Raw genomic sequence first — 7,722 nt, 5'->3', positions numbered from 1 at the left:
GAATGGCACAACTGTATGAATGGCTCAACCAACATCATCTGACAGTGCCATCGAGTTCTCCCACCGCCAAGGCGATCAATTACAGCCTAAAACGTTGGCAGGCACTCTGCCGCTATCTGGATGATGGTAATTTGCCTATAGATATGAGCAGCATTGCTGCGCAAGGGATTGAAAATCAGATGCGTCCCTGGGCGTTGGGGCGCAAGAACTGGCTGTTTGCTGGCTCGCTGCGCAGTGGTCAGCGAGCGGCAAACATCATGACGTTAATCCAGTCAGCAAAGCTGAATGGGCTGGATCCGTATGCCTATTTAAGTGATGTGCTGAAAAGGCTGCCGACACATAAAGTGACCCAGATTGAAGAGTTACTGCCACACTGCTGGAAACCTGAACCGAATTAAAAAATAGGCATGGGGTTCAGCGGACGCTTACCGAACAATGACCATATGGACTGGTATTTATATAAAATCAGGCATTTAGTTGAAAATATGTTTTGTAGATTAAAGCAATTTAGAGGAATAGCTACTCGATATGACAAGCTCAAAAGAAATTATCAAAGTTCTGTTGCTTTAGCCTGTATATTTTTATGGCTACCTTTATAGGGTTAATTATGAACAGTAAATGTCAACAGACCCTAGTTATTTGTAGTCATAAATTTAGTCCCCACTTGTTTTTAAGTGGGGACTAAATTAAGGCTTATAGGATGAATTCATAAGGTGTGTTCAGCGAACACTTACGTTTTGAATAGATTTAAGGAATTAGGCAGACCTCATACCCAAGTTGTCACTTGAATTTGGATAACTTAGGGAAGATCTATATCTAAAGCCTTTATCCAACAGAGTCGTTTTTATCCTAGGGTCCTTACCACTTGTATTCTTTACAAACATATATTTAAAAAAGTGTAGCAAGTTGCTACACTTTTCGCTAGATCAGCTCTTTACCAAAAATATCATTCAGTCTTTCACGAATACTTTGAACGAATTCTGGATTATTTTTAAGTTTATGCTTCATATTTCGTTTAAAGTCATTCAGCCCCATACCAATTTCAGCAAAATCCATTTGGAATAAAGTGTCATTAATGACAATATTTGCTTGAGAGTCAGTGAGGCATCCTACTTTTTTAAACCACTTCTTGAACTGCTGATAATTTTCATCATTATTAAAAATATACCAAGAACGTACATTCGTATCGAATTTAGCCCCTAATTCTTTTACGGATGCATTGTCTTCAAATGGAACATCAAGATAGATTTTTTCAATCACTGCAATTTCATCCAGTGCCTTATCAGCAATCCGATGATGCAGTTTAAAATTCACACCTACAATTGGACGGCCTTTCTTAACGGTTTCATACTCTAATTGTAGATCTGTATTTTCGTTAATTTCTGTCACTATTTTGTCTAATACATAGCGTCTAAAATCTACCCAGCGATCATATTTGGTTTCATTAATATCAATCAGTGCTTTCAAGTTTTCTAAAAGCAATGGCACTTCATAACTCTTTTGATTGGCGTACTTAAATTCGTTTTTAATGAAATAAGTATAAAGACTCATACTGGCAACAGAATCTAGGGCAAAAAGATGTTTTAGCTGATAGGTAGTAAAATTACCCCCAGCCAGTTGAGTGAAATACGGCAACACCTCACTAGTAAAACGAATCTGAATCGCATTTTTAGAGTCATCTTCCCATCTTAACTCACGGATAATGGGAACGACAGAATGTACTTTTTTAGTCTTTCTCTTACCATTATCAGCAGGCTCCTCAATAATAAAATGAGCTACCCGGGATGAAAGCTCTTTATAGATCCGATCTATTGCAACATTAATTGAATTACGTTTATTTAATCCTAGTAAATCTGCCAAATCATCCTTATACAAATAAATATAAGTTTGTTCGGTAATTTCACCATCTACCCTATTTTTCTCACTATAATTCGCAACCGCCATTGCATATAGAAGTGCCTTATATTCATTGGATGACAACTCGATTGGGCGAATTAAGCGGTTACTGGTACTGACAACGCCATTATGGCGAATGTTGCCTATACAGTAGGGAATATAATTCGTTTCTTCTTGCAATGGTTCAGATTCTGTCATAACCGTGATATTTATAATTTGACTTAGTTTTTATATACAAAAGTGGAAAAACTTTCAAGACTTTCACCACAAGATTCTAAAAGTGGAAGGTCCGTCATCAAAAAAAGCGTTATTATCCGGTTTTTTGCCTTTAAAGTGGAATTAAATACAATATTTCCACCCTACAGTGACAGACCTCCCACCTTTAGCCCCCGAAATTACAGTTTAGAATGACTATTTTTACTTTTTTCACCCACATTCAGATAGGTTAAGTTAAATAGAAACCCTGATGTGACAAGGCTTCCACCTTTCAGTTAGATTCGAAAGGTATAACTGCACATATAATCATCAGGAAATATCCAATAAAAACAGATTATCCACAGGTTAAGAATATACAGTGACAACCCTTCCACCTTTAAGGCTTAGTTACGAGACTTTATTAACATATTAAATAATTGTTTTTTAAATTATTTTTAAATAAAAATAGCGGTTTAAAAAATAGCAGTGACAAACCTTCCACCCTAGTGACAGACCTTCCACTTTATAGTGACAAACCTTCCACTTTAGAGTGACAGACCTTCCACTTTAGAGTGACAAACCTTCCACTTTAGAGTGACAGACCTTCCACTTTAGAGTGACAAACCTTCCACTTTTAAAACTCTAAGCATTTGTTTTATATAATAAAAATACACTCTTAATTATTAATTAGCTAAATAACTAATTATTCTAATTATTAATTAAGCTAGCTTAGTTAAAAATTTATTTTTAAGCTGTTTTACATCTGAACAAATAGGATTTATAAATTTTAAAACTATAGTAAGATGAGTGAAAGTTATTTATATTACTAAACATTCAAATACGGAATCATCTGACACGCATGTCTGCAAAAATTATTACTGTTGCTAACCATAAAGGCGGATGTGGCAAAACAACGACTGTTGTGCACCTAGCCTCAGAACTTGCCAATCTGGGCAACAAGGTTTTAGTCATTGATTTAGATCCTCAAGCAAACGCAAGTTTACACATTGGGATCCAACATCCAAGCGAAATTGTTGTGACTACAGCAGAATTACTAGTGGGCGATATTTCGTTGTTGGCAGATGCATTACAAGAAGAAACGAACTTTGAAAAAGTATCATTAATTTATGGTTCCTTGAATTTAGGAAAAACTGAAGACCAACTAAAAGAAGAAGCTCCCCGTCCTTCTGAAGAGTTAAATATCAAGTTAGAACTGTTAAAAGATCTTTATGATTTTATATTGATCGACTGTCCACCTAGTCTTAAATTATTAACCAGCAATGCCCTGGCATCTTCAACACATGTCATTATTCCTATCGAATCCGGATCACAATATGGATTGTATGGGGTAACAGATCTTTTAAATCATCTTGAAAAGATCAAACGTATTAATCCAGATTTAGAGCTTTTAGGCGCTTTACTAATTAAGCATGATGAACGTCAGAATGTCTGTAAGCTGATTCGGAATGAAGCCTTAAAACAGGTAGGAAAACTTTTAGAGACCACCATTCCTCAAAGTACTAAAGTTAATCAAGCAGCGATTCTGCAACAATCACTTTTGAATGTAGAAAAAAATTCAAAAGTACGTAAGGCTTTTGAAAGCCTTGCCAATGAAATTGTAGCTAAAGTTTAAACCTGAGAGTATTATGGCAAGCACCAAAGAGCTTTTAGCTCAGAAACTGAAACAGAATACAGAAAAACATCAGCAAGCACAGAAAGACAATATTAGAGAGCTGAAAGAGTTTAGACGTAATGTTCCTATTGAGGATATTAGTCGCAGTCCAAACCAGCCGCGTAAATTATTTGAAGAGTCACAATTAAAAGAACTGGCGGATTCCATTAATGAAGTCGGTCTGTTGCAGCCCATTACAGTGCGTAAACTTGATAATCTGAAATATGAACTCATTGCAGGCGAGCGGCGCTTACGGGCGCACCATTTACTCGGCAAGTCTGTGATTGAAGCGATTATCATTGATGCGAATAATGTAGAAGCATCTTTGTTAACCTTAGCAGAGAATTTAAAGCGTCAGGACCTGACAGATTATGAAATTTTTATTGGCCTGAACTCACTTGATGAGAAGTTAAAGAAAAACAAGCAACGTTTAGCCAATTCACTGGGTTTAAATCGCGAAGATATGTACAAGTATTTAGCGTACGAAAAACTGCCTCAAGTAATTTTAAATGACCTTGATGTGGAACCAGGCCTACTAGGTCGTACTGCTGCAACTGCATTCAAAAAATTTCTGTCGGATCATATAGAGCAACTTTCTGAGGCCGAAAAGGCTTTGCTAGGGGCTTGGGAAAAAGTAAAAGACAAAAAACTAGAGCAAAGTAAAGTTACTGCCTATGCTGAAAAAATATTGAGTCAGGATCCAGGAAAACTGACCACAACATCTGTGGTTAGAAAAATTGAATATGCAGGTAAGATTGCGGGGAATATCAAACTCAATCAAAAACAGCTTAAGGTTTCTCTGAATATCTCGGAAATTGACGAAGCTAGTCTCTTACAACTAGAAGATTTTTTAAAACAGCTTATTCAGAAAAGTGAAAAAGTGTAGCAAGTTGCTACACTTTTTTTGACAATCTCAAACTAGGGCGTGTTATCAATTAAGCCAGAAAGATCGCTGATAAGAAGTTTTGAGCCAATTTATCATAGCGTGTGGCAATAGCACGATATTGTTTGAGCTTGGCAAAAAAATTCTCGATCAGATGTCTTGCCTTGTAGATATGTCAATCATAATCACGCTGATCAATAGAATTACTTTTCGCGGGCATCACAACTTGACCCTTCGCCTCTAAAATTGGATCAATGACCCGATCCCTAGAGTTGTAGGCTTTATCCATAAACCAGGTCTGGCTCAACGATAAGTCCAGCAACACATCTGAACCGTTTAAGTCATGGACCTGCCCATTCGTGAGATAAAATCCTGTCGGGTTGCCTAAAGCATCAGTACGGGCATGAATTTTGGTGCTTAAGCCCCCTTTACTGCGCCTAGTCGCCTGATTTCCCCCCAGCGCTGTGTTGGTAAGCACGTACAATGGGGTGGAGTCTAACATGACATATTCATTGTCAAGGTCATGTGACAGCACTTCAAAGACTCTCTGCCACACACCTGTTTTAGCCCAAAGACTAAAACGAGTATGCACTACTCTAAAATCACCAAAGCGTTCGATTAAGTCTCGCCACGGGATACCTGAACGATACCGCTTCAACAAATAGTCGGTTATCTTTGGCCGTTACTCCAACAGTACCCATTCGTCCATGTAACAGATCTTTAATCTGTTCCCACTGATCATCTTTTAATGCATAGCGTTTAGTCATGAAAAAATTATGAGGACCGGTAAGATTTTCTCAAGCTAATTGATGACACCTTAATTGAAAATAAAAAACGGTTTTAAATATTATTTCTATAAATTTCAATGTTACACTGACTTATAACAGGTTTTAATTGATTCCGCTTAGATGATATATGGGACCTAAAAAATTAACTAATTAACTTATGTCCATGAAAAAAGTATAAATAAATGGACATATATCAATGATGTATGGTTGTTTTTTTATAATAAATAGCCTAAGTGATCGTTAGTGAATAGATGTTTTTTTTGGTGCGGTATAATTACCTGAAAATACAGACATCAGTTATAAAATGAGATAAATTTTGAAGGACGCCAGCTTTAAACCGCAGCTTTCATTTTTTGTCTACATACAGCAGTCCAAGACGTTACCCAGTGTCACGTTACGGAACCGCACTCAGTGCGCTTGCCGGATTCAACAGTCTGGAGATCTTAGTATATTGCCCTATAAAGCTCATTTTATTAAAGATAATCTTTAATAGTCAAAGGCATTCAAATGTATAGATAGGGACTGTGTCAGGAAATGTGCTAGTAGAGGTGGGCAATAATGTCTAGAATCAAGGTACGTAATTTTCTCAGTCGACTATTACGAATAGCCGCCGATTTTGTAGATGCCTTTTAATTAGATTAGACTGTCACCACTCTCCTAGACAAATTTAGTCTATTCTTTTTGCATAAATGAGAACATTATGAGTGGACAACGATATTCTCTCAGAATCACGTATCAATCATGCTGCTAAACATTCTCATTAAAACAAGGGAATGCATCTTTTTACTGATCTGTACCTTGTTTTCAATTTTCCTCTGTTCTTTAATTTAGTACTATCTTTATCACTTATGAGCACTCACTGGATTCACTGAATGAAGTATATGGAAATCAGAGATTTGATTGAGGCTGAATTGAAAAATTACAGTTCTAATCAAATAATTCCATCCGAACGGTACTTGGCATTAAAGTTTGACTGTTCAAGGGAAACAGTGCGTAAGGCCTATGAACAGCTTCGTGCCGAAGATAAAATTTTCAAACGGCAAAATCTCGGCTGGTTCGTGAGTAATAAAAAAATTCAATATTATCCAAACTCAATTGAAAATTTTCGTTCTTATATGAAGGCACAGGGTTTTAATGCCAGAACTGAACTGATCTCGACCAGACAGCTGCAGCGATTGGATCACAGTAATCTTTTTAGCGAAGAAAATCGTAAATTGGGCTTTATTGAAATTATCCGTTTACGTTATGCTGATGATGTACCAGTACTTCTAGAATATAATTATTTACCTGTTGCGCTGTTTCCAGATGTGCTGAATTATAATGTGATTACTTCGGTCCAAGATGTCATTAAAAATCACTTTCATTATAATTACACGAGTAGTCAGTTAAAAATTAAAAATACCGGTGTGTCTCATTTTGAGAGCCAGCACTTAGGTATTCCTTTAAGTCAAACCGCCACTTATATTGAACGTATTTCAAAATCAGATGATCTAGTGATTGAATATGACATCGAAATCTGGTCACAGGACAAAATTGAAATGACCTTAGATATTCAAGCATAAGCTTATATTTATATCCTGCCCATTCAAATCCTAAGAAGTTAAATGGTTTTAGGAATTTTTTTATTTTCTTAGATTAGACCTCCTTCATAAATCATTCTTACTCAGTTGCAAATTATAAATTCCAGCAACTAGATTGAATCTCAAAAGGGGGGGCTTTTAGCTCTATTGCGATAACGTTCTGAAAGCATTTTGAAAGTTTTTAGACTGCCAAATACATACTTAATTTCTATTCTTCTTTATTGATTTCCTGATTATAGATTTTTAGTTCAGGATCCAGTTTACAGCGGCTTTTGGCCTCTAATGGCAACAGGGTATTGGGAAGCGCGTTTGATTGAGGTTAAGCAGGCAGGGAAAATTAGACGTTATATCACTTTATTAATGAACCCAAAGACATAGCCACTGATAGGCTTGGCGAAGCTTTATGCTCAGCGCTGGGAAATAGAAATGTGTTACCCAGAAATCAAAAGTGATTTACAGGAGGGCAAGCATTTGAGGAACAAGCAACCTGATTTAGTTTGTCAATAATTATGGGGGGCTTTATTGCCTACAATATTCTAAGAAGACAAATGAAACATATGGCTCAACGTGCAAAAGTCAGTCTGAACCGTACCGGGTTTGTCGGAGAGTCAATATTCTGAGATGAGAAGCATTGCTTCGCAAGACGTAGCGAAGCGTAGTGTCCCGATGACAAAATTAAAATATACCCCTGAAATCAGAGAAAGAGCG

5 protein-coding genes and 3 pseudogenes are annotated in these 7,722 nt (G+C 36.7%); 6 read left to right on the top strand and 2 right to left on the bottom strand.

Translation table 11 applies throughout. The annotated features are described in order from the left end of the window. Both C3420_RS15940 and C3420_RS15935 read left to right on the top strand, forming a co-directional pair. Positions 1-398: IS66 family transposase (locus tag C3420_RS15940; RefSeq protein ID WP_146048171.1), on the top strand; the 398-nt coding region annotated here is incomplete at its 5' end. Between the two features lie 33 nt (positions 399-431). Then, a pseudogene (locus C3420_RS15935) lies at positions 432-618 on the top strand (IS5/IS1182 family transposase); the annotation flags it as partial. A 303-nt stretch (positions 619-921) separates the two neighbouring features. Here the strand turns inward: C3420_RS15935 and C3420_RS15930 are convergent. Then, entirely contained in the window at positions 922-2,094 is a 1,173-nt protein-coding gene (locus C3420_RS15930; protein ID WP_044113093.1) for a replication initiation protein, read from the bottom strand. An 856-nt stretch (positions 2,095-2,950) separates the two neighbouring features. On the opposite strand from C3420_RS15930, the gene C3420_RS15925 reads away from it, so the two are divergent. Continuing rightward, complete coding sequence (locus tag C3420_RS15925) at positions 2,951-3,724, top strand: ParA family protein (RefSeq protein ID WP_004647772.1); 774 nt, start codon at positions 2,951-2,953, stop codon at positions 3,722-3,724. 13 nt (positions 3,725-3,737) lie between these two features. Beyond that, entirely contained in the window at positions 3,738-4,649 is a 912-nt protein-coding gene (locus C3420_RS15920; protein WP_103801007.1) for a ParB/RepB/Spo0J family partition protein, read from the top strand. Positions 4,650-4,698: 49 nt separating this feature from the next. Here the strand turns inward: C3420_RS15920 and C3420_RS15915 are convergent. After that, positions 4,699-5,413 (bottom strand): annotated as a pseudogene (locus tag C3420_RS15915) (IS5 family transposase). A gap of 893 nt (positions 5,414-6,306) precedes the next feature. On the opposite strand from C3420_RS15915, the gene C3420_RS15910 reads away from it, so the two are divergent. Together C3420_RS15910 and C3420_RS17875 are read left to right on the top strand one after the other, a co-directional pair. Further along, the gene (locus C3420_RS15910) at positions 6,307-6,996 is read left to right on the top strand and encodes a GntR family transcriptional regulator (protein ID WP_004281969.1); all 690 of its coding nucleotides are present in this window, start codon (positions 6,307-6,309) and stop codon (positions 6,994-6,996) included. Positions 6,997-7,308: 312 nt separating this feature from the next. Further along, a pseudogene (locus tag C3420_RS17875) lies at positions 7,309-7,613 on the top strand (DDE transposase); the annotation flags it as partial. Between the last annotated feature and the right edge of the window lie 109 nt (positions 7,614-7,722).

This window comes from Acinetobacter sp. ACNIH3 (assembly GCF_002918965.1).
In the GTDB taxonomy this organism is placed as follows: Bacteria; Pseudomonadota; Gammaproteobacteria; order Pseudomonadales; family Moraxellaceae; genus Acinetobacter; species Acinetobacter schindleri.
This window is presented reverse-complemented; position numbering and strand designations above follow the sequence as displayed.

What these genes read in the sequence shown, in the direction of transcription:
- C3420_RS15930 (WP_044113093.1), bottom strand. Translation starts at nt 2,094, where the DNA reads ATGACAGAATCTGAACCATTGCAAGAAGAAACGAATTATATTCCCTAC.
- C3420_RS15925 (WP_004647772.1), top strand. Translation starts at nt 2,951, where the DNA reads ATGTCTGCAAAAATTATTACTGTTGCTAACCATAAAGGCGGATGTGGC.
- C3420_RS15920 (WP_103801007.1), top strand. Translation starts at nt 3,738, where the DNA reads ATGGCAAGCACCAAAGAGCTTTTAGCTCAGAAACTGAAACAGAATACA.
- C3420_RS15910 (WP_004281969.1), top strand. Translation starts at nt 6,307, where the DNA reads ATGAAGTATATGGAAATCAGAGATTTGATTGAGGCTGAATTGAAAAAT.